This is a genomic window from Nodosilinea sp. P-1105 (assembly GCF_012911975.1).
Lineage (GTDB): Bacteria > Cyanobacteriota > Cyanobacteriia > Phormidesmidales > Phormidesmidaceae > Nodosilinea.
On sequence record NZ_SMDQ01000006.1, the window covers coordinates 1 to 21903 of the forward strand.

16 protein-coding genes and 1 pseudogene are annotated in these 21903 nt (G+C 55.2%); 6 read left to right on the forward strand and 11 right to left on the reverse strand.

Annotation, left to right across the window (positions count from 1 at the left end):
- Nucleotides 1–77 precede the first annotated feature (77 nt).
- From E1H13_RS04100 to selD, 4 genes and pseudogenes are all read right to left on the reverse strand, one after another.
- Nucleotides 78–380, reverse strand: a pseudogene (locus E1H13_RS04100) (dienelactone hydrolase family protein); the annotation flags it as partial.
- A gap of 37 nt (nucleotides 381–417) precedes the next feature.
- Entirely contained in the window at nucleotides 418–2550 is a 2133-nt protein-coding gene (gene pta / locus E1H13_RS04105; protein ID WP_169612136.1) for a phosphate acetyltransferase, read from the reverse strand.
- Nucleotides 2551–2677: 127 nt separating this feature from the next.
- Nucleotides 2678–3448 carry a sulfite exporter TauE/SafE family protein gene (locus E1H13_RS04110; RefSeq protein ID WP_169612137.1) on the reverse strand — a complete coding sequence of 257 codons (771 nt, stop codon included), beginning with the start codon at nucleotides 3446–3448 and terminating at the stop codon, nucleotides 2678–2680.
- A 23-nt stretch (nucleotides 3449–3471) separates the two neighbouring features.
- Nucleotides 3472–5778 (reverse strand): selenide, water dikinase SelD, encoded by a 2307-nt coding sequence (gene selD, locus E1H13_RS04115; RefSeq protein ID WP_169612138.1) that lies wholly within the window; start codon nucleotides 5776–5778, stop codon nucleotides 3472–3474.
- A gap of 39 nt (nucleotides 5779–5817) precedes the next feature.
- Between selD and E1H13_RS04120 the strand changes: the two genes are divergently transcribed.
- On the forward strand, nucleotides 5818–6081 hold the full coding sequence (locus E1H13_RS04120) for a hypothetical protein (RefSeq protein WP_169612139.1): 264 nt from the start codon (nucleotides 5818–5820) through the stop codon (nucleotides 6079–6081).
- Nucleotides 6082–6107: 26 nt separating this feature from the next.
- Here the strand turns inward: E1H13_RS04120 and E1H13_RS04125 are convergent, their stop codons facing one another.
- Nucleotides 6108–6524, reverse strand: a complete 417-nt coding sequence (locus E1H13_RS04125) for a tetratricopeptide repeat protein (RefSeq protein ID WP_169612140.1) — start codon at nucleotides 6522–6524, stop codon at nucleotides 6108–6110.
- A gap of 216 nt (nucleotides 6525–6740) precedes the next feature.
- Nucleotides 6741–7247, reverse strand: a complete 507-nt coding sequence (apcB, locus tag E1H13_RS04130; protein WP_169612141.1) for an allophycocyanin subunit beta — start codon at nucleotides 7245–7247, stop codon at nucleotides 6741–6743.
- A gap of 393 nt (nucleotides 7248–7640) precedes the next feature.
- On the opposite strand from apcB, the gene glnA reads away from it, so the two are divergent.
- On the forward strand, nucleotides 7641–9059 hold the full coding sequence (gene glnA / locus E1H13_RS04135) for a type I glutamate--ammonia ligase (protein ID WP_169612142.1): 1419 nt from the start codon (nucleotides 7641–7643) through the stop codon (nucleotides 9057–9059).
- A 393-nt stretch (nucleotides 9060–9452) separates the two neighbouring features.
- Here the strand turns inward: glnA and E1H13_RS04140 are convergent, their stop codons facing one another.
- Together E1H13_RS04140 and E1H13_RS04145 are read right to left on the reverse strand one after the other, a co-directional pair.
- Complete coding sequence (locus tag E1H13_RS04140; RefSeq protein ID WP_169612243.1) at nucleotides 9453–11054, reverse strand: iron ABC transporter permease; 1602 nt, start codon at nucleotides 11052–11054, stop codon at nucleotides 9453–9455.
- A 302-nt stretch (nucleotides 11055–11356) separates the two neighbouring features.
- Nucleotides 11357–12382, reverse strand: a complete 1026-nt coding sequence (locus E1H13_RS04145) for an iron ABC transporter substrate-binding protein (protein ID WP_169612143.1) — start codon at nucleotides 12380–12382, stop codon at nucleotides 11357–11359.
- A 280-nt stretch (nucleotides 12383–12662) separates the two neighbouring features.
- Here E1H13_RS04145 and E1H13_RS04150 point away from each other — a divergent pair, with 280 nt between their 5' ends.
- Nucleotides 12663–13562, forward strand: coding sequence for a hypothetical protein (locus E1H13_RS04150; RefSeq protein WP_169612144.1), 900 nt, complete (start codon nucleotides 12663–12665; stop codon nucleotides 13560–13562).
- A gap of 333 nt (nucleotides 13563–13895) precedes the next feature.
- Here the strand turns inward: E1H13_RS04150 and hpxO are convergent, their stop codons facing one another.
- A complete protein-coding gene (hpxO, locus tag E1H13_RS04155; protein WP_169612145.1) occupies nucleotides 13896–15059 on the reverse strand; it encodes an FAD-dependent urate hydroxylase HpxO in 1164 nt (387 codons plus the stop codon).
- A 521-nt stretch (nucleotides 15060–15580) separates the two neighbouring features.
- On the opposite strand from hpxO, the gene E1H13_RS04160 reads away from it, so the two are divergent.
- Nucleotides 15581–15781: a hypothetical protein gene (locus tag E1H13_RS04160; protein WP_169612146.1), complete on the forward strand. Its 201-nt coding sequence runs from the start codon at nucleotides 15581–15583 to the stop codon at nucleotides 15779–15781.
- Here E1H13_RS04160 and E1H13_RS04165 read toward each other — a convergent pair.
- The gene (locus E1H13_RS04165; protein ID WP_169612147.1) at nucleotides 15778–17736 is read right to left on the reverse strand and encodes a tetratricopeptide repeat protein; all 1959 of its coding nucleotides are present in this window, start codon (nucleotides 17734–17736) and stop codon (nucleotides 15778–15780) included. The two genes, E1H13_RS04160 and E1H13_RS04165, sit on opposite strands and share 4 nt — an antisense overlap.
- A gap of 460 nt (nucleotides 17737–18196) precedes the next feature.
- Between E1H13_RS04165 and E1H13_RS04170 the strand changes: the two genes are divergently transcribed.
- A complete protein-coding gene (locus E1H13_RS04170) occupies nucleotides 18197–18625 on the forward strand; it encodes a DCC1-like thiol-disulfide oxidoreductase family protein (protein ID WP_169612148.1) in 429 nt (142 codons plus the stop codon).
- Between the two features lie 131 nt (nucleotides 18626–18756).
- Complete coding sequence (locus E1H13_RS04175; protein ID WP_169612149.1) at nucleotides 18757–19125, forward strand: hypothetical protein; 369 nt, start codon at nucleotides 18757–18759, stop codon at nucleotides 19123–19125.
- Nucleotides 19126–19475: 350 nt separating this feature from the next.
- Here the strand turns inward: E1H13_RS04175 and E1H13_RS04180 are convergent, their stop codons facing one another.
- On the reverse strand, nucleotides 19476–21821 hold the full coding sequence (locus tag E1H13_RS04180) for a GAF domain-containing protein (protein WP_169612150.1): 2346 nt from the start codon (nucleotides 21819–21821) through the stop codon (nucleotides 19476–19478).
- Nucleotides 21822–21903: the final 82 nt, after the last annotated feature.

Below are 21903 nucleotides of genomic sequence, written 5' to 3' on the forward strand. Positions count from 1 at the left end.
CAACTCTATTTTCAGCGAGGTTTCTATGCTCTATCCCTGATGCAGCAAGCTCTCTAGGTACGTTGTCACCCGTTAAGATCGGCATCATACTGGGCAATTTCAGTGCGTCTGGCCGCATCATTGCCGCGTAGCTTTCCCAGGTCGTCGGGTGCGATCGCAGTACCGATAGGTTCAAGCCGATGAAAGATCTCAGGGGCAGCGACGACATAGCCATACCCCGCCAGCCGATCCGCCAGTAGCGTAATGGGCCTGCCTAGCTGGTAGATGTCGGAGTAGAAGAGGATGCCAGGGTACTGCCCTTCGGGTTCTGGGGATGCGACGTACACCCGCATCAGACTGTCATCAACTGTCAATCCAATATTCTGGTGCTTGACTTGCATGGGCTAACTCCTTAGGGGGGGCCACGCAGGCATTATATTACTGGGATTGGGCCTGGATGGCGGTGATCGCCACGGTATTGACAATGTCCTCCACGGTGCAGCCTCGACTGAGGTCGTTGACCGGCTTTTTCAGCCCTTGTAGTACGGGGCCAATGGCGATCGCCCCCGTTTCCCGCTGCACCGCCTTATAGGTATTGTTGCCCGTGTTCAAATCCGGAAAAATCAGCACTGTGGCCTGGCCCGCCACCACTGATCCCTGCATCTTCTGAGCCCCCACCTCTAAATCTACGGCAGCGTCATATTGGATCGGCCCTTCGATGGGCAGGTCAGGGCGGCGATCGCGGGCCAACTGCGTTGCTGCTCGCACCTTCTCCACCTCGGCCCCCTGGCCAGAATCCCCAGAAGAGTAAGACAACAGCGCCACCTTCGGTTCTAGGCCAAAGGTGCGGGCCGTATCGGCGGAGGCAATGGCAATTTCTGCCAGCTGTGCGGCGGTGGGGTTGGGGTTAATGGCACAGTCACCGTACACCAGCACCCGATGGTCAAGACACATAAAAAATACCGACGACACCACCGAAAACCCCGGTTTAGTTTTGACAAACTGTAGAGCGGGGCGGATGGTGTGCTGGGTGGTATGTACGGCCCCAGAGACCATGCCGTCGGCATCTCCTAAATACACCATCATGGTGCCGAAATAGGACATATCCATCATCACATCCAGAGCATTGTCTAGGGTGACCCCCTTGGACTGGCGCAGCTCAAAAAAGGTCTGGGCATAGGACTGGAGGCGATTGCTGTGGGCTGGGTCCACAATCGTCAGCCGGTCTAGATCCAGGGCAATGCTGTGTTTGTTCAACACCTGTTGGATGTCGGGGCGGTTGCCCAGCAGGGTGAGATCGACAATGTCTCGGTTGAGTAGGATGGTGGCAGCTCGCAGAATGCGGGGGTCATAGGCCTCGGGTAGCACAATCTGCTGACGTTTGGCCTTGGCCTGGTCTAACAGGTTGTGGATAAACAGTTTGGGGGTAATGCCCCGCACCCGCACGGTGCTAATCCGCTGCTCCAGAATGTCGAGGTCCACATGGGTGTCAAAGGCCTGGATGCACAGGTTAATTTTTTCGCTGTCATCGGCCCACAGAGCGCTGTGCACCTCATTCACCTGGGCGGCGGTAGTGAAGGTGTCAGTCTTGACCGACAGGATGGGCAAGGGATCGGGGATTCCCTCAATTAGCTTGGCGATCGCGGGATCCGGCTTTAAACCGGTCGATAGCAGCAGCCCTGCCAGGGGCGGGTAGCTACTGGACTGGTGGGCTTGCAACATACCGGCAATGATGTCGCCGCGATCGCCGGGGGTAATCACCAAACAGTTGGGCTGGATAAAGTGCAGGCTGTTTTGCAGTTGCATCGCCGCCACAATCCGGTTGGTGGCCAGATTTTTCAGGCGGCGATGACCATACAGCACCTCTGCCCCCAACTGGGTGGCGATGTCCCGCATCCGAGGACTGCCCAGGCGCGGCAGGTGGGGCATCACCGCCAGCAGCCAGTCATGATGGCCAAACTGCTGGTGTAGCTCGGCCTTGAGGTCGGCCACCTGGTCAGCGGCGGCCTGGTTAATGATGATGCCAACGATGTCGCAACTGTCGCTCCGGTAAGCTTCTACCGCCTGTTGCACCGGGCTGAGGGTATCTTCGATGGAGCGATCGCGGGCGTTGGCCAGGATTAAGATCGGGGCACCGAGGTTCTTGGCAATTTCCTGGTTAAAGTTAAACTCAAAGGCCGAGCTTTCCCCCAGATAATCCGAACCTTCGCACAGTAAAAAGTCGCCGCGCGCCTCTAGAATCTTGAACTTGCTGATAATAATATCAATGGCGTCGTCGAGGCGGTGCTGACTAATCAGGTCGTTAGCTTGGCGCGATCGCAACCCATAGGACTCTGCATAGGTCTGGTTTAGGTTAAAGTGGCGCAGCATCAAATCAATGTCTTCATCCCCTTGGGGGCCCAGGGGCAATATGTCCCCTTTGCTTGGGGGCTGGTGCTCGGGACTGCGCACCAGGGGCCGGAAAAAGTGTACTTTCGTCGTGCGGCGCAGTAGCAACTCAAGAATTCCTAAAGACACCAGAGCCTTGCCGCTGCCTGACTCGGTAGTGCTAATAAAGATGGAATGGGTCATGGCATCGCCTGTCGGTCTACACCCAGGTAACCCACCCATCTGCTGAGGATGGGCACCATACAGGACTTTAGTACACCTGGGTCCGATCGGTCTGTGTCCCTGGCAGCAACCACTAGAGCAGCGCCACCTAAGATAGCACCGACACCGTAGTTAAGCTTAGCCCGATGGCAATGACCACAGCGGCGCTAACCACTGACAGCCGTTGTACCAGGCCGTCGGCCACAGTGAGCCGATCGAGCCAGCGACTGGCATAAACAGCCATCAACCCCAATCCGGTTAGCACCGAGGCCAACCCCAGGCTAAAGCCACTGACCAGCACTAACCCGAAAGCAATGTGGTGTAGCGCAATGGCGCTGAGCAGCAGCACCAGGGCCGATGGACAAGGCACTAACCCCCCAGAAACGCCCAGGGCAATCAGGGCCGGTAAATCTCGTTGGGGCTGCGGCGAATGGTGATGGCCGTGGCTGTGCCCGTGCCCGTGGCTATGCCCGTGGCTGTGATCGTGGCCATGGCCCTGCCCCAGGCGACTATAGAGTAGCCTGGCCCCCACCCCACACACCGCTAACCCACTGATCAACTCCAACACTGGATACAGCTGATCGAGATCCACATACTGAGCCGCAAACAGGGCCACAAGCCCCAATACGAAAACCCCCAGGGTATGGGTGACGGTGGTGGTGATGCCCAATAGCAGGGCTTGCTGGGGGGTACCCTTCGCCCCCACCAGATAGGCCCCCACCAGGGTTTTGCCATGGCCAGGGGAGAGTGCATGGAAGGCGCCCAACCCAAAGGCGATCGCCACCCCAGCCAGAACCGCCCCCAGATTGAGCGGAGTGTTTAACAGCTCTAATAACTGCGGTGCCGGTTCCAAATGGGCCAGTACTTGGGTCGTTGCCATGGCCTTTAGTCCTCCTTCCTGTACTAGCCCCAATGCTGGATGGTAATGGCATGGGAGCTGACATTGGTGTCCATAATGTATCCAATTTTGGCGGCAGTGTACCCCTGGTGGCACAAACGTTCAAGACAGGCCTCGGCGGTAGCCGCTGGCACCGCCGCCAGTAACCCCCCTGCCGTTTGCGGATCAAACAGCAGGGGATAGTCGGGATGCTGAGCATGGCGGGCCGCATCCGCTAAGGCTCTGGCGGCCGCCAAGTTTTGGGCATATAAGGAACTGACGAATTCCTGGGCTAAGGTTTCCCTGGCCCCCGGCAAAATGGGCAGGGTATCCAATTCCAGAGCCACGGCCACCCCAGCGGCTTGCGCCATTTCCAGCAGGTGGCCCAACAGCCCAAAGCCAGTGATATCAGTACAGGCGGTGGCCTGGTAAGTCCGAAAGGTGTCCGCTGCCCCCTGGTTGGGCGTCAGCATGGCTGCGATCGCCGCCTCTATCCACCGTCCCTTGGCCCGGTACTGCATGTCAGCAGCAAACAGGGTACCGGTACCCAAAGGTTGGGTGAGAATCAGCACATCTCCCGGTTGCATGCCCCCTTTGCGCCAGAGCCTGGCCGGATCGGCCAGCCCATTACAGGCAAACCCTAGGGCTAACTGAGGGCCGACAATGGTGTGCCCTCCGGCCAACGTCGCCCCCGTGGCCAGCAGCCCTGTTTGTATCCCTGCCAGTAGGGGATACAGGGTGTCAGCTTGTTTGGTGGCCGTGGCATAGGGAATTTGGACAATGGCCAACACCGTTTGTGGCTTGGCCCCCATGGCATAGAGATCCCCCAGGCAGTGCTTCAGGCAGATCTGGGCAAACACAAATTGGTCATTGATCAGGGCCGGGAAAAAGTCCACCGTGTGCACCATGGCCACCCCTGGCGGTACCGTCACCACCGCCGCATCATCGGCAGGATCCAGCCCAATCAGCAAATTGTTATCAGGGGTTTGTCGTTCAGGAAAGTCCTGCTTGACCTGCTGCAGGGCTGCGGTCAGGGCATCGCTGCCGACCTTGGAGCCGCAACCAGCACAGGGGGGAGTGGGGGAGTGGGGGAGGGGGCTTGTAGTGAGCGAAGTCGAACTAGGAGTGGGGGCGGAGGACATGGGGCCTGCTGGCGGCAAATCGCGAAATTTGTCCATAAAAGACTGATCGATCCGGTCTTTCCACCAGCGGGCAAGGCGGGTTTCGACGGCGAAAGGGCCCCGGCAGGCGATGGTTTTGCCGTAGCCCACATCGATCAAGGTTAAGAACTCCCGTTGGGGGTAAAAGGGCTTTAGGGGTTCCCCGCGCAAATGGCGTAGCAGGTTGCGGCAGAGGGGCTTGGCCTGGCGCACGGCAAACACCCCGGCTTTGGGGCGAGGATGGTTGACCATGGTGGCCACATCCCCAGCCGCAAACACATTGGGGTGGGATAGGGTTTGCAGGGTATCCCCCACTTGAATGAAACCCTGGTCATCCAGGGAGAGGCCAGATCCCTGGAGCCATTCAGGGGCAGTGGCGCTGGTTACCCAAAACACGCGATCGCCCCTGACGCTGAGTCCCGATTCCCCCCGTATCACTCGCTGCCCCGTTTCAGGGTCTTGGGTAATGGCCGTCACCGCTTCATTCAGATGCAGTTGAATGCCCCGTTCTGCCATAATCTGCCCCAGGCGGCGGCGGGTCCAGCGGTTGCGCCCGGGGGCCAGGGCGGCGCCGCGATGAAACAGGTGAATCGTCAGATTCTCAGCTGCCACCCCCAGTTGCTGGAGCAGCCGATGCAGCCGTTCCTCCATCGCCAGGGTAAGCTCTACGCCGCCCACACCACCGCCGACCACTGCCAAAGTGATGGGAGTGGTCGGCGACTGCCGTACCTGGTCCAGCACCTGTTGCCAGTGACGCAATAGGTGCGGCACTGGCTTGGCCGCAATCGCATACTCCGCCGCCCCTGGTACCGCCACAGTCTTGGGTGTACTGCCCGTATCGATAGACAGCAGATCAAAGCTTACCGGTGGATGGTGACCGCACAGCACCCGCTGATTGGCCATATCTAGCCCCACTGCCCGATCGATCAGCAAACGACAGCGGGCGAACTGGGTCAGGGGGCGCAAATCAATATGGGATTCATCGAAACCGTAGCGCCCCGACACATGACAGGGCAGCATACCTGAGTAAGGGGTATCCACCAGGTCGGTAATCAGGGTCAGTCGCACCCCTGGCAGAGGTACCATGGCTAACTGACGCAGCACCAGGGCATGGGTATGACCGCCCCCCACCAGCACCACATCGGTTGAAATGGGAACTTCAGCCTGCATCATTGGTACGATTTATCTGATTAATCCTAACGGAGACACCCTATGACAACCGAAACGTCTAGTCACCAACTGACGATTATCTTCAATGATGGTACGGTGCAAACCTATGCCCTGATGGCAACCCAGGGAGATGGCACCCAAATGGTCAGCCGACTTAAGAGCATCATGGACTCCACCCTTTTGACCCTAGAGGTGGAGAATCGACTGATGATGTTCCCCATCGCCAATATTCGATCGCTTGAATTGACCCCCTCTCTTCCCAAGCTGCCTGACACCGTGATCAGACATGTGCAGCTTGTGCCCTGATTGGGCGGCAGGTCGAAACCTTTACTTTAGGCTAACCATTCTTTCACCCGGGCCAGGCTTTTCCAGTCAGGCTTACGGGTCAGGCCATCGTCGATGTTTTGCATTACTTCGGTGCGCAGGTCTTCGGCTACCCCCATCACCTGGCTGGCCACTTCCACATGCTGACGCACCCCTGGTTTACCAGCATCTAGCATGGCTACGGCCAAATTGACCCGCCCCTGGGGGTCTTGGGGGTTCAGCTTCACGGCTTTCTGGGCCGCTTTGACGGCCGGGGCAGGTTTGTCACTTAGCAGATAGAGCCACGCTAAACAGGCCCAGGCGGCACTGCTTTTGGGGGCGCGATCGCAAATGTCCTTAAACACAGGGATCAGCTCTGCCGGCTCTTCCCCGGCCTTATAGCGTTCTATGCCTTGATCAAAAAGTGCTTCAACCGTCTGAGTCATGACAGGTAGGTCTTACAATCAACCCTACAACAATAGGCCAAAAGCAACGCAGCAGACCAGGTGATGGGCTCACTCCAATCTGCTGCTCGAAAAGCGCTTTACAGTAAGCTGGCCCAAAGGACCAACTGGCTATGGTCAGAAACCCGATTACGCAGACAGTCGCCCAACCGCATAACCAGCTTTCTGACCTAGAAACCGGGTTGCGAAGCCAGCAGCCTAAACGCTGACCTCGCTCAGTTCCCGGGTGATGTAATCAAAGGGTGCATCTACCACAGCTGGGTCAGTCCCAGCCTCTTGGACCTTGGCTTTGACGATGGCCTTCATAATTTGTACCCCAGCTACGGTGGGGGCAATGGGCACTCCCAAAGAATTGTAAGTTTCCCGTAACCCCGTCAACACCCGTTCGTCCAACACGTCAGAATTACCTGCAACCAAAGCATAGCTGCTATAGCGCAGGTAATAGTCCATGTCTCGCAAGCAGGCGGCATAGCGACGGGTGGTGTAGGCATTGCCCCCGGGCCGAATTAGCTCGGGCACTTGCTCAAACAACTTAGATCCGGCTTCTTTGACGATGCCCGAGGCGTTAGCGCTAATCACCGTCGCCGCCTTAATGCGGTCCACACCGCTATCAAAGTAGGACTTAATAGAATCAAGGGCGCTCTGATCCAGGTAACGTCCAGTGTTGTCGTAGGTCCTGATCAGCGTTGTCACAGCATCCCGCATGAATGGTATCTCCCAACTCTCAATTGGCCAACAGCAAATGGGTGATTCAGTCTGGCCCTTTCCCCGGCATTCCGGCAAACTCAGGGCACAGACCAGCCTGATTCTCGTGAAAGTTTACCATGCAGGTTGATCCCTATGCCCCCTAGCAGCGGCTTCCCCCCAATCTTTATGAGTGAATCTTTACAAAAGATCATGGTCTGACATGTTCAGATACCATCTCGCTGTCATTACTGGGGAATCGTCATCTTCCCGGCGTTTTGTCGTCAAACCCTGACAAAAAGTAGTAACTGATACAAAACAAGCGAACCCCTGTTCCTAGGATTAATCAGATGAGCCGGTGCCTGTGAAACGGTCTTCAACGTTTGAACGCTATAGAGGTTTAAGGAGTAGTTCATGGCAACCCCAGCAGACATCCTGAAAAAAATTGAGGATGAAGGCATTGAGTTAATTGACCTGAAATTTATTGATTTGCCCGGCATCTGGCAACACCTGACGGTGCACAAAAGCCAGATTGATGAGAGCAGCTTTAGCGACGGGGTGGCCTTTGACGGCTCCAGTATCCGGGGCTGGAAGGCCATTAACGAGTCGGATATGATGATGGTTCCGGATCCCAATACCGCCTGGGTTGATCCCTTCATGAAAGAGCCGACCTTAAGCATGGTCTGTACCATTAAGGAACCTCGGACTGGGGAACTTTATGCCCGCTGTCCCCGGGCCATTGCCACTAAAGCTGTAGACTATCTGAGATCCACTGGCCTAGGCGATACCGCTTACTTTGGCCCTGAAGCAGAATTCTTCATCTTCGACGATGTTCGTTTTGATCAAAATGAGCATTCAGCCTATTACTACGTGGATAGTGTTGAAGGCCGTTGGAACACTGGCAAGGAGTATCCCGATGGCAACTTGGGGTATAAGCCCCGCTACAAAGAGGGCTACTTCCCCGTATCTCCCACCGATACTTCCCAGGACATGCGCAGCGAAATGCTATTGACCATGGCCAGCCTGGGCGTTCCCATCGAAAAGCACCACCACGAGGTCGCCACGGGCGGCCAGTGTGAGCTAGGCTTCCGCTTTGGGGAACTGGTACAAGCCGCCGACTGGCTGATGATCTATAAGTATTGCATCAAGAACGTCGCCAAAAAGTACGGTAAGACCGTTACCTTCATGCCCAAGCCTCTGTTTAACGACAATGGCTCAGGGATGCATACCCACCAATCCATCTGGAGCGGCGGTCAGCCTACCTTTGCCGGCGATAAGTACGCGGGGCTGAGCCAAACCGCCCTGTGGTACATCGGTGGTATTCTGAAGCACGCTCCAGCCCTGCTGGCTTTCACCAACCCCACCACCAACTCCTACAAACGCTTGGTGCCTGGGTTTGAAGCACCGGTAAACCTGGCTTACTCCCAGGGTAACCGCTCCGCTTCGGTGCGGATTCCCTTGTCTGGGGATAGCCCCAAGGCCAAGCGTCTGGAGTTCCGCTGCCCCGATGCCACCTCTAACCCCTACCTGGCCTTTGCGGCGATGCTCTGCGCCGGTATTGACGGTATCAAGAACCAGATTGACCCCGGTGATCCTCTGGATGTGGACATCTATGACCTCAGCCCTGAGGAGCTGGCGAAGATCCCCTCTACCCCTGGCTCTCTGCTGGATGCCCTGAAGGCTCTGGAAGCGGATCAGGCGTTCCTCACCTCCACTGGGGTATTTACTGAAGACTTCATCAGCAACTGGATCGAGTACAAGCTGGATAACGAAGTTAACCCGATGCGGCTGCGGCCCCACCCCTACGAGTTAGCCCTGTACTACGATTGCTAAACGCGATCGCCTGGGCTGCTTAGGCCGGCAATAGCCACCATAAAGGTCAGGGCTCAGAACCCTGGCCTTTATGCTTGGTGAGGAGGCAGCAGTCATATAGGACTAGACCAGTCGGCCCTGTCAAGGTGGTTTGAAAGGGTTGATTTTTGCGTCGTTGAAGCGCTGAAAGCTTAATTATGCGTAGGGTGTGTTCCCGGCCTCAGGTCAACCTAAATGGTGGCGTAAAACCCTTTGTCCTGGCCGGGCCTCTCGCTTGCGTCAAGCGAGAGGCCCGGTATCTTAAGCGGTGCATTGCGGCCTAAAGGCAGGTTTACCCCCGCCGACGAATAACGAATACCGGCTAGGCATGTGTAAAGCCCACCCACACTGGCCTAACCACTGTCGCGCTAATTGTTAGCCGTTGCCTATCTCCGAGTCGTACCGCTTTACCGGATTCCCCTTTAACTCCTGGGACAGCACAACCAAAGTGGCGATAGATGAGACCCCTAGCATTAGCAGGGCGGCCTGGGCGGCGTCGGCAAAGGCGGCATCTTCGGCGGTGGCTTGCCAAATTTGGGTAGCCAGGGTGCGAAAGCCAATGGGAGCTAGCAGTAGGGTTGCTGGGAGTTCTTTAATGGCGGTCAGGAAAATCAGCATAGTGCCACTAATGATGCCGGGACGTACCAAGGGGATAGTGACCTGGCGCATTACCTGCCAGGGGGTGCGCCCTAGGGAGCGAGCCGCCTCCTCCAGGGATGGATTAACCTGCAACAGGGAGCCCCGGACCGCCCCTACCGCTAGCGGCAAAAACAAAATTAGGTAGGCAAACACCAGCATGGGTAGCCTCTGGTAGATAAAGGGGACATAGTTGGCCCCAAAATAGACTAGAGACAGGGCCGCGACAATGCCAGGGGTACCAAATCCGACGTAGGAACAGCGCTCTAGCAAGGTCGTCAAACGGCTGGGAAACCGCACCGACAAAATAGCCACAGGCAGAGAAAACAGGACTGATACCAGGGCCGCCAGCCCAGCGGCATAGAAAGAGTTAAAAGCTACGGTCCAAATTGATACGGCGCGATAGGCCGTATAGCCTACCCCGCCAAACAGGGTGCTGCGGAACATCCAAAACAGCGTCACCCCAATCGGCATCACCAGGCTAACGAGAAAAATAAGGCTACAGAATATTAGTGCTGGCCACTTCCAAGGTCCTAGGGGAATCAGATTAGGCGTACGATTGACCGCTGATCCCCGAGTGTAGTAAGCAACTCGGGCCTGACGAAACCGGTATTCTAGCCACAGGAAAAACATCACCATGGCGACCAAAATCAGCGACAGGGCAGCCGCCAGGTGGCGATTAAAGCTACTGCGGTACTGGGTAAAAATCACCCGGGTAAAGGTGTCAAACTGCATCAGGGCCGGGGTGCCAAAGTCTTGAATGGTGTAAAGAAACACCAGTAATGCCCCCGCCGCGATCGCGGGTCGCAGTTGAGATAAAGTCACCCGAAAAAAGGTCTGCCGCTGGTTGCAGCCCAGGCTGCGGGCTGCTTCCTCCAGAGCTGGGTCCATTCCCTGTAAACCAGCTCGTATACTCAGTAATAGATACGGGTAACTAAACAGAGTCGTCGCCACAACCGCCCCAAACAGCCCATAAATTGAGGGCAGACGATTTACCCCTAGGGGAGCCAACAGCAACTGCAAAATACTGCCCCGGGGGCCAAACGCTGCAATCAGAGTAAAACTACCCACATAGGTGGGAATGGCCAGGGGGAGTGCTGTCACCACCGTCCAAAATCGTCGTCCTGGTAGATCAGTACGAATGGTCAAAAAAGCCAGGGGGATAGCAATTAGCGCCGAGAAGAAAACCACTAAGGCCCCCATGCTCAGGGTATTGAGTATCACCTCTAAAGTGCGAGGCCGGGTGACAATCGCCCACAGCTCTGGCACTCCGGCCCCCGCTGCCCGCACCACAAGGTAAGCCAGGGGTAGCACCATGGCCACAGCAGTAATCGCCGCCATGATGACTAAAAACCAGGGGGGACGCGCCAGACGGTTATCACCGCCAGCCCAGCCTAACCACGTATGGAGAGGACGCTTGTGAATGGAACGACGGGATACAGAGTCAGCCACAATAATATATAGACAAAATAATCAGCACGGGGCAGGGGGAGGGGGCGTGGTGTATGGTGCAAGCTGCTAAATCACAGGTCTAACGGCTGAAGGACCAGCGACACCTTACGAACCGCCAAACCACAAGTATCGCCTGGGAACAGTTACCCAGCCCTACGGCCTCTATACCCTGCCCCCTCTAGACTCTAGACTTAAAGCACTCCTGCTGATTCTAGCAAGGCTAAGGTGCCTTCCAAATCGGCTAGGTCACTGAGATCAATCCGTGGTGGGTTAATCTCGTCGATAGAGAGCTGCTCTGCGGGGGCATCCATACCGGAGATCAACGGATATTCTTTCGTTTCCTCGGCAAAAAACGCCTGGGACTCAGGCCGCAGCAAGTACTCCACAAACCGCTCAGCGTCAGAGAGTTGATCCGTGGTATCGACGATCGCCACCCCGGCCACATTGATCATCGAAGCAACATCACCACGGGTATAGTGGTGCGCCACTGGGAAATTAGGATCTTCTGCCAGGAAGCGGTAGAGGTAGTAGTTGTTGACCAGGCCCGCATCAATTTCACCCCGGCCCACAGCCTCCACAATGGTGGTGTTGTTGCGGTAGACCTGAGCATCGTTAGCTTTCATGGCTTCCAGCCATTCTTGGGTCCGTTCATCCCCTTCCACTAGGCGCATGGCGGTGATAAAAGACTGGAACGAGCCGTTGGTGGGCGCCCAAGCCACCCGCCCCCGCCACTGGGGTTCCGTTAGTTCCCACACGGAATCGGGAAGTTCAGCCGCAGTGACCATATCGGTGTTGTAGGCCAGTACCCGAGCCCGACCGGTAATGCCCACCCACTGCCCCTCCGGAGAACGGAAGCGCTCGTCCACCTGGGACAATAGGCTTTCTGGGATAGTGTTTGTGCGCCCAGCTTTCGCCAGGGCACCCAAGGCACCAGCATCTTGGCCAAAGTAGATATCAGCCGGACTGTTATTTCCTTCTTCAAGAATGGCGATCGCCAGTTCTGCCGTATCGCCATAGCGCACTTCAATGTCTAGCCCCAGATCGGTCTGGGCTTGCTCAATTAAGGGACCAATCAGCGACTCGCCCCGACCCGAATAAATGGTCAGGGTTGAATCTTGAGCCAAGCTGGGCTGACCGATACCACCACTTAACGTCGCCAGGCCCAAGCTCAGGGCCAGAGTAGACAGACCAGTCAGTACATGTCTGCGTTTAACCATTGCAAAACCTCTTGTATTACGAGCGGACGCAGTTAGGTATGCTTGTCAAGAACAATTCTCAACATTACAGTAAAAAACTATAACATTGATGGGAGGCACAATCTACAATCGGTCTCAACAATAAAATATACTTATGGCTTAAATCCCTTTTTAGGTCAGTGTTTTTTTACCAAAATGGGAGAGATTCTGGTTAATGATCCACCTTGAATAGGGTCAATCAGGTCCTTCCCAATGAGATAAATTTTCAGTTGCTAGTTCCCTAGTCCTTTAGATTTTGCCCGTGCTGCCGTCGCCCCTGATGCCCAAACCCCATCCCCAGTCCGCGCCGCTTCCCTTAGATAGGCTAGCCGCTGATACCAATCCAGTCGCCCAGAGCGACTCCCTTGAGACTGTTGCGGCTAGGTCTCGTCCAGGGCGTCGCCTGTGGCAGGGGGGAGGCCTCCTGTTGCTATTGTCCTTAGGTTTCCATGGGGTGCTGCTGGGTTTGCCAGTGCCCCAACCTGAACATGACCGGGACGGTGATGCCGCCACCAGCGACCCACTTGATTCAGAGGCTATTGTCACGATTTCAGCTTTACCTTCCTCAGAAGACGCCGCTGCTCCAGCAGATTCCCCTACCCCACCCGCACCAGAGTCAGCGCCGCCCATACCCCCTGCGGCAGTCCCCTCTTCACCCCCTGCGGTACCAGTCCCCACGGTTACCCCAGAGGCCGCTACTACGTCGCCAACCTCCGCCAAAACTGACAATACACCTGCCTTCACACCGACGGAGACGGCTACCAATTCCTCGGCTACAGAGACAGAGGCGCAGGAACCAGCGGCAACTAATTTGTTTGGTGTGCCTGCACCCCCCGGTAGTCAGCCGATTGCCGATCCTACTGATTGGTTGCCAGGGGATCGCTTAGCCCTGCACCAGCAGGATGGAGCCCTGCACGCCGATATTGTCGGGCAGTTCGTGGTGGAGGTAGCGCCGGGTGAGGATGCTGAAGCCTGGTTTAGACGCCACTACCAACCGTTGTTGCAAGAACACTATGGTGTGCGCGGGGAAGGGGCCTTCGTCAGGGCCCCCAAATACAGCCTCAGCGGAGATAACCGCCAACGGGCGGCATTCATTACCCTAGAGGCACTCCCCCATACCCCCCACATGTTGATTACGGTATGGCGCCGCAACCCTACCTAGTACTGGCTGGTAGAACCCCAATACCCCGTACTCTATCAAGTTAAAGATGATGGGCTGACAGGGTTTACGGTTCACGGTTTACGGTCTGCGGTTCAAGGCTAGCCGTAGACCGTCAACCCCAGGTCGCAGATCCCGTCATGATCTGATTGACTGAGCACTAACTGAGGGTTTCAGGTTCTAGAGTATCGGTACAGGATGTCAAGAGCCCAGGGGTCTTGGGTTTATTAGCCAGTAACTTTGGGGTATCCCCCAGGGTTCTGCCCTGGGGTTTGTACCGGCGTTCTAGGTGTCAGGAAGATTTGACTGGCTAGTGCCCAACTGTATTAGGCGGTGTCAACCCATCGGGCCAGCCAAAATGACTTTGGCCAGGGCGTTGATCACGGCCTCGGGGGATTCCTGTTTTAGGTCTTCGTACCACTGTTGAGTGACCTCCGGGTGATAGCCATAGATGGTGCTCGTCCGCTTACGGGCCTTTAGCACCAGCTTTGAGGTGCGCTCTTTACGAATGGCTTCGTAACGCTTTAGGGCATCTTCAACGCTAAGGTTGGTGGTTACCAAATAGCGGGTTAGCACCTCAGCATCTTCTATCGCCTGGCAGCCCCCCTGTCCTAGGGTAGGGGTGGTGGCGTGGGCCGAGTCTCCTAGCAGGGCAATCCTGCCGCGCACCAGCCGTTCTAGGGGATCTAGATCACCAATTTCTAAACGATTCGTGTCTTCTGGATCTAGGGTCTGAATCAGCTGTTGCACCGGTTCTGGCCAACCCTGAAAGATTTTTTCCAATTCACCTTGGCGATGGCTGGGGGCTACCTGGGTGCCTGCTTCCATGGGGGCACCGAAGAAGTAGTAAAAGCGATCGCCCCCTACAGGCATCATCGAAGCCCGCTTGTTGTCCCCCACATAGATCACCCACAGGTCGTTACGGCAGAGAGCGGGATCGGCTTTGACCAGACCGTTCCAGTTGACATAATTGGCGTAGCGCCGCTCGACCCTGTGATTCAGCACATGGGCTCGCACGGCAGAGTGAATGCCATCGGCACCGACCACTAAGTCTGCCGTTTTGCGATCGCCGTTTTCAAAGATAGCCGTAGCACTGTGTTGATCTTGCTCGGCGGCGACACAACACATGCCTAGATGTACCTTTTCTGGCCCAAAGGCTTCCAGCAACATGGTCTGCAGGTCAGTGCGAGAGACCGGGTAAGGCCGTTGTCCAACCCGTTCAAACAGAGGCTTTAAATCGACATAGCTGAGCCTTTCGTCAGTATGACTGCGATATTCCATCGCGTTCATCTCGCCGCCAATGGCCGCTAACTTTTCCCCTAACCCCAGACGGTTCAGCACCTTCACCCCATTTGACCAGAGGGAGATCCCCGCCCCCGCCGGGCGTAGTTCTGTGGCGCGATCATAAATTTCCACCTGGTAACCGGCTTGCTGCATGGCAATGCCCGTGGTTAGCCCACCAATACCAGCCCCAATAATCACCACTTTTAGGTTGTACATCCGCCTCTCCTAACCATTGCGTCCTAGCCGTTGCCTATGATTGGGGCGCACCTGAGCTCTCCAGTATCGGTGCCTGTATTTCCCCCTCATCTACTTATTATCCCAGGATAAATCCTCTGGTGAAGCTCACCGATGCCTTGGGGTGTCAGGTGGACGGGTAAACAGGTTAACGTCAGCCCCAAGTCGCTAGGCGGGCGCAGTAAGTAGGTGGGCAAAAATAAAGGGCTTAACGTGGCTGGTTTCGACTCCGCTCAACCAGCGACGAGGCCTGAGCGGAGTTGAAGGCCGAATCAAGGATTAGTCAGTCATGGTGTCCATGGACTTATTTTGCCAATCTTTAACGGCCAACAAGCTTATTTATCGAATCATCATGAACTTGCTGGTTGATATGTCTGGATTCTGAGTCGCTTCCTAGAAAAAGGGACTGTCTAACCTAACTGAGATCATCGGGCAATGCTCCGCGTTAGAGCCCCCTTGGTATCTGAGTTCGGGAGACGTGTTCCATTCAAGGTCTATGATCCATGCTATATCGACTTTCTTTGGTGCTGACCATCGCTATGGCCAGCGCTATATCCGGTTTTGCCTTTCTGCCTGGGCACAGCAACTCAGTGGCTACCCCTGCAACCCAGGAGACCATAGAAGCTGAGCTCATCAGCCGAACTGGCACCTTTGTTCGTAGCACCCAACGATCAGGAGGAGGACGGCGCGGTACGCGGGGCTAAATCTGATCGGAATCGAGCTGCCGTAGTTTTTGCAGTTGATACTGGGCATCGTCGAAACACCCTGTCCGGCTGACGTCGAGACAGACCCTAGCACCAATTTCTAGATCGGCGATCGCCTGGTCAATCTCACCCATTTCGGCGTAGAGTAACCCACGGTCATAGTAGGCAAAGGGATGATCAGGATTGAGGTTAATGGCCTGGGTAAAGTCATCCATAGCCCCCAAAAAGTCCCCTAAATCTTGCCGAGCTAGTCCACGATTGTAGTACGGCTCAGCACTACTGGAACTCATTTGAATCGCAATCGTAAAGTCCTGAATTGCCCCTTGATAGTCATTCAGGCGACGTTTCACTAACCCACGATTTTCATAGGCCAGACTATTATTGGGGCGCAAGTTTACCGCTGCCACACAATCGTCTAGGGCGGCTTTATGATCGCCCAAATTAGATTTGGATAGACAGCGGTTGAGATAGGCATCGGCCTGTACCTCAGCTTCTTGGGTGGTACCTAAGGCAGCGGTATAGTCCTGAATCGCTCCAGCCTCATCGCCTAATTCGGCCCGGGCATTACCCCGGTTGATGTAGGCATCACTGTAGGTTTCATCAAGCTCCAGGGCGTGGGTGTAATCGGCGATCGCCCCTTGGAAATCCCCTATCCGCAGTCGTAGATTCCCCCGTTGATAATGCCATAAGGGCACATTGGGATTGGCTTCAATGGCATTGGTCAGATCTTGCAACGCTTTATCCGACTGACCATTTTCCAGAAATAGAGAAGACCGACGGGCTAGAGCTTCTCCATGGTTAGGAGAACGTTGCAATAGCTGGTCAAGATGACTAATGGCGTCAGCGGTACGGCCAGCTTGGTAAGCTTGCTCCGCCTGGGCCAACTGCCGCCGAGTAGCTAGCCGCTGGGGGAGTCCCAATCCCCAAATTCCCACCCCTAACAACGCCAGGGCTAACCCCAGACCAATCCCCAGCTTAGGGGTTAACCATCGGGGGGATAGTGACTGGGCCAAAGGATGCGGTGCTGTTAGATCATGGGTTGCTGTCCCAGAAACATCCTTGTCTAGGGAATGGTCTGGATGGGTAACGGTCCCCGCAGCCGCAGGGGCAGGGAGATCTACCAACCCAGATAACGCCGCTACAATATCCTTGGCTTGCTGGAACTGCATCGCTGGATTGGGGGAAACCATCTTCAGCAATATAGTTTTTAGGCCTTCGCCCAGGGTAGAACATTCATCGAGCTGCAACTTGACTTGGGCTAAAAAATCAGCTTGATGGAGTTGGGGCAATGCTTCTGTCGATAGTCCTGTAGCTAACTTTAAAGCCATTATTCCCAGGGCGAAGTGATCTGCTGCGAACCGTGGATAGTCTCGGCTTTGAAGTTGAGGTAAATAGGCGGCGGAGTCTTCTAAGGTGGGGCTGCTGCCGTTAGCCCCGTCAATGGGTTTAGGGGTTTCAGTTTCATGGATAAGCGAGAAATCTACTATGACTAAATGTCCCCCACCTTTGTGACGAATCAAGTTGCTGGGGTGAAGATTTTGGTGAACAACCCCATGTTTCTGGATCAGAGTTAAGATGCCCAAGGTTTCCGCTAGAAAAGCTTGTACTGCCACTTCTGGCCTAGGCTTATCCTCAGCAAGTTCTGCCTGAAGCGAATGCCCTGGAATAAAGTCGCGCACCCAATAGAAGTCATTATCTTCTTGAATAACTGCTATATTTTTGGCGATCGCCCCGTGATCCCCCATACGCTTTAGCAATTTAACCCGCTTACCCAACAAATCATTCAAAAACTTTAGGGTGATCGGGTTATCTACCGGTAGCTGCAAATGTTTGACAATACATTTTGGCTTATCAGGATGACCATGATCTGTCATCAGGTAAGTTTTACTGTAGCTCTTAGTACTTAAGACGCGATTGAACTGAAATCGTCCATCGATCAACCGTTTTACAGCCATAGTATTGCCCGCGGTAAATGCCCCTAGTTAGGCTGTAGGCTGAGCTACCTCCTAACCACTCGAATTCTAAGCTAGACTCAAGCGAGGAAATCTGTTTTTTCGTTAACGTTTGAGCCATGTAGCGATCCTGCATGAATCGTAAAAATGCACAGGGCAGGCGTTTCACCTGCACGGGCACGATACCAGTCCTACTACCATGAATCAATTTAGATTGCGATAGAGCTGCACCGACTGGCTCAATCGAGGCCTTGGGAAGGCAGGCTAAGCCCACTGATTGCCCTTGGCCACAGTCAGTACTAGGGTGGGATCTCAGGAACTCTACCCAGTCCAGCTCAGGAGCTGAAGTTGCCCATGGGCAAAGCTTCAGGTCTGGACTTGAGTCTGGTTGAGTACAGTAATAACCTCAGGTTGTTTATCCTGAAAGCTAGATTAAAAGTAGTTTCTCGGTAGCCATCCTACTATGTACTGCGTCATTTATGACGGCAACTGTAACCTGTGTACTAACCTGGTGCGTTCCCTCGAGGCATTAGATCAGGGCCGTCAGTTTCATTATGTGCCCATGCAAGATCAAGAAACTCTGACTCACTACGGGATTACCCCTACAGATTGCGAAGCGGGCATGATTTTACTAGATCTCGATCACCCCAAGCGGCGTTGGCAAGGCAGTGATGCCGCAGAAGAAATTGGCCGCCTGCTACCGATGGGCCAACCCCTGGTGCAGGCCTATCGAGGGCTGCCGGGTGCCAAACAGCTGGGGGACCAGATCTATGCCTATGTGCGCGATCGTCGTTACGAGCTGTTTGGCAAGCGTACCCAGACCTATACCTCTGCTTACCCCCATTGTTCTGACCAGTCTTGCCAATCCTACGGTGACATCTCTAGCCCATAGAGGTCACAACCGGTACATTCACAGATGACGCCACCCGGCGATCGCCAGATAGATTAGGGATCCCAGCCATTGTCATACCTAACCATCGTGACTATGGCTGTAGTTCTCGTTTTCTAGCTAAGGACGGTCCTATGAAACTATCTTCCTATCTGGCTCGGGTGATGCTCGGGGCGTTGGTGCTCAGTACCCTGGTGATGGCCAGTGCTGAGGCCCGCCCGGGTGGTGGGCGCGGTCAGCGGCCCCAGGGGCGAGCACCCCGGCCCGAGGTCATGCCTGAAGTCGTGGTGGATGCCGAGACCCCTGACACCTCGGAGGCGACTGGGCCCGAGGGGGAACCTGACACGGCGGCGGTGGTGGTAGATCCGGCAGAACCAACATCTGAGGCCCAGGGGCTACCCCCAGGTCTGCAACGGCGAGTTGATAGCGGCCGTGGCTTACCCCCAGGTCTGCAACGGCGAGTTGAAAGTGGCCGTGGTTTACCCCCGGGTCTGCAACGCTAACAGCAATCCAGCAAGGACTGGCCTCAAGCATTGGTTTAGGCTGTCAAGTTCCCAGGGTTCTGCCCTGGGATGGCCCAATCTACATGACCCATCAGCCCAAGAACCCTGGGAGCTGTACCGGCGTTCTAATACCGAATCCGATCTGCATAGCCCCGATTCCCAAGCGGCCAATCCGTAGGGGCGAACCCAAGTGTTCGCCCGATCAAATCGGGGGTAGTCCAGCAGGATTTAGTCTAAGGGGGCTATCAACCAACCAACCAACCATCCCAGATGCCTGACACCCAAAGCCTGACACCCTCTGTACAGGTAGTTATATGTCTGTTGATCGATACAAATGTACTTTGTCCTGATCAGTCAGGTGATGCCGCCAGCACCGGTACCCGAGCAAACTTGAGACCACTCACCCCCTGCAGGGGTTCTACAGCACCATGTTCAATCGGGTTAGAGACAAGTCCTTCTCGATGTAAATAGCGAAAATAGCGCTGGTACTCTTGCCATTCCTCTACGGTGGAGTACACCACCGTTAGCTTGCCAGGTTGGGTAATGCGATCGCCGGTTTCAGCATCACAGGCCTTATCGATCCGTTTTTTGACAATTTCATAACGGGTATCCCGGGTACCGCGCACATCAAACAGGCGTTCAGTGGTTTCATCGTGGCAGATATCTACCGTAAAGCCCTGGACCAGCACCAGGTGAGTAATGTCCATCGTGGTGTGGTAAGTGGCCTTCAGGTCAAATCCTTTTCGGGCACAGTCACACACCGCCCGTAGCTGTTCATAGCGCAAGGATTTCAACTGAAATTCTGTAAAGCCGGGATCAATCGAACGACCCGCATAGATCATGTGATCGATCCCATCGGTGGCTTCCACATCGCAATAGTGGGGGGTAATGGCCTGCATGGTCTGTTGCCACTGGTTCCAGGTGTCTCGCAAGCAGCCGTTGATCTGGTTGATGGTCTGGTCATACATCGCTCGGGCTCTGTAGACACAGGCATGATCGGGGTCGATGGCCGCCTGGTATGTGTCAATGGCCTGGTGGATCGCCGGACTCAGGTCCGCAAAGTAAGCAAAGTGGCGCTCCACCTCCGCCTGTAAGTAGCGGAGTAGACTCACTTCTGAGTCAACACTGATCCCTTCTTCCAGGTTGGTCAGGTGGTCAGCCAAGTCCAGGCTAAGTTGCTGAATTAGGGCGTTGTTGAGCACCTGCTGCACCGTTTTAACCACAGCTAGGGCCAGATTAAACTGGGTCAACAAATCCTGCTGAATGGCGCGGTTCCGCTCATCTGACGAACCCCGAATATCGGAAATGCCGTACAACGGGTAAACATTTTCAAACACAATTGGAGCGGGGGGCAGCCCCAAGCTAAGCCGTTCGGCCTCCTGCTCAAACCGCCACCGCACAGAGGGATGAATGTTGGTGAAGCGCTCTCGCACACTATGGCGCATGGTAGCTGTTAGGGCTGGAATCAGAGTGGTGGCATTACTACAGTCAGCGGTATCGAAAGCATAGGGCTGAGTACTAGTTAGCCCCACTAAGCCAATCATCTGGGTGGGGCTGTTGCCCAATAGGCCTGAGCGCATTGCTAAGGGAATCAACAGCAGCGATCGCGCCCCGGTTTTTAACACATCTTGCTCACAGGGAGTAGCGCAGTGCAAGCTTAAATCAGGTACATTTAGGACGTCTCCCCGCTGGGTCGCCCGGAAGAACACAGAGGCTTGCAGATCATCAACGGCATAGGACTTGGTGGTCCATTCCGGTTGGTCGAGGTCTAAAAACAACTGGGCCTGACTGTGCTCAGCACTTAACAACAGGCTGTCGTCAGCTTTAAACAAGTGTTTTAGGAGCTGATTCGCCCGACCAAACTGATCGGAGCCCAATACTGGCTCACGCCCAACCAGCAGATGGGTTAACGCCTTAGAGGTTTCCCGCTGGGTGACATCGACCCCTTCCACCAACACATAGCCTTCAGCGCTGTAATTACTTGGGTTTAACCCCCTTAGAATCAAACTTAGATCTGAGTCCTGGGTAAGAAGTTGGGCTGTCACCTGGTCATGGCTAGGGGGTGTCGACCAGCAGGCGGTCAACCGATCCCTGAGAATCGGCGCGATATCGGTGACCCTCAGGCCAGACGTTGTGGTGCGCAGGTGCAGCTCAATCTGGCGAGCTTCCCCATGACTATCTCCCACTGATACCACCAGAGGTGCGTGGCAGAGGCGGGGGGCCACCAGGTTAGCGACCCCATAGTGATAGTGCAATAGAGCATTTAAGACGTGACGCCGAAATCGCTGCCGCAGGCGAGCCTGATCGGTGGGACTCAAAGCCGCAAGCAGTTCCCCCTGGGCGAGCGATTTTGGTTGCCCTGGCGGTGATAGGTGCCGTTGGGTCAGTTGGCAAAAGGACTGATTGGCAAATAAAAGTTGTTGGGCCGTGGTGCTCACCCCCAAAGTAGTTTGGAGATGGATCACCGCGATCGCCACATGGCTGTCGCGCCGAATCAGATCTAACCAGTCAGCTGCTCCAGGACTGGCTGGCCTGATGTCGAAATAAGGGGTGTCACCCCCCTGCCCCGCAGTTGGGCGATCATCCACACTAGAATTATCCGGATTGGGCGCTAAGTCTTGATGCGGCATAGCTGCGATCGCCGTTTCTTGACCATCTATTTCTTGATTTAGCAGATGCGACGTGTTGTTAGCCATAGTGGTTGGTGTTTGCCCTTCAAAACTTCATACACCTAAACCTGATGGCATTCCGTAAACGTTAGCTTACTTCATTAATACT